1 protein-coding gene is annotated in these 879 nt (G+C 49.4%); it reads left to right on the forward strand.

Features of this window, described 5'->3' with window-relative positions; genetic code table 11:
• Positions 1 to 51 precede the first annotated feature (51 nt).
• Positions 52 to 879: group II intron reverse transcriptase/maturase (gene ltrA, locus ACFI6J_RS21505; protein WP_462586397.1), on the forward strand; the 828-nt coding region annotated here is incomplete at its 3' end.

Here is an 879-nt window from a genome sequence, read left to right on the forward strand (position 1 = left end):
GCGAAGAGAAAGTATCGGCCCCCACACAGCACACTATCTTCGAGAGGAAGTATGCGGGTTTATTATAGTTTGTACGGTCACCTGCTTAATAAAGCGAGGCTGTTCAAAGGGTTTAAAAAGGTATTCAAAGCGAAAGGTGCGGCCGGAATAGATGGGCAGAGCCTGAGCGCGTTTGCCTCAAATCTGGATAATGAACTATCGCAGCTTCTTCTTGAACTCAAAACCAAACGCTACCAACCGCAACCGGTAAGGCGGGTCATTATCCCGAAAGACGGGGGCGGTGAGCGTCTATTGGGTATCCCAACAGTCAGGGATAGAGTGGTTCAACAATGCTTGAATGACCTCCTTACCCCCATCTTCGAAGAGCAGTTCCATCCATCAAGCTTTGGTTATAGACCGAAGCGGAGCTGTCACGATGCCATCAATAAAGCCACGATGTTCATCCGTCGATACGGACGGCGACACGTGGTGGACATGGACCTGTCGAAGTGCTTCGATAAGCTGGACCATACGCTTATCATTAAGAGTATTAAAAGACGGGTTCGTGATGGTAGCGTGCTGAGTCTCATTGCTCAGTTCTTACAAAGTGGGGTGATGGTAGATGGCCATTGGCAGCAGACAGAAACAGGCAGTCCGCAAGGCGGGGTAATAAGCCCGCTCATAGCGAACATCTATCTGGATGCGTTCGATGAGGAAATGAAACAACGTGGGCACCGCATAGTGCGCTATGCTGATGACATCCTTATCCTGTGTAGCAGTCGTGCAGCGGCAGAAAATGCCAAAGCGCAAGCCACACACATCTTAGAAGAAAAGCTAAAGCTAAGCGTAAACACGGAGAAAACACACATCACCCACAGTGATGTTGGTGTGAAGTTCCTC

The organism is Alteromonas sp. G4i13, assembly GCF_054960505.1.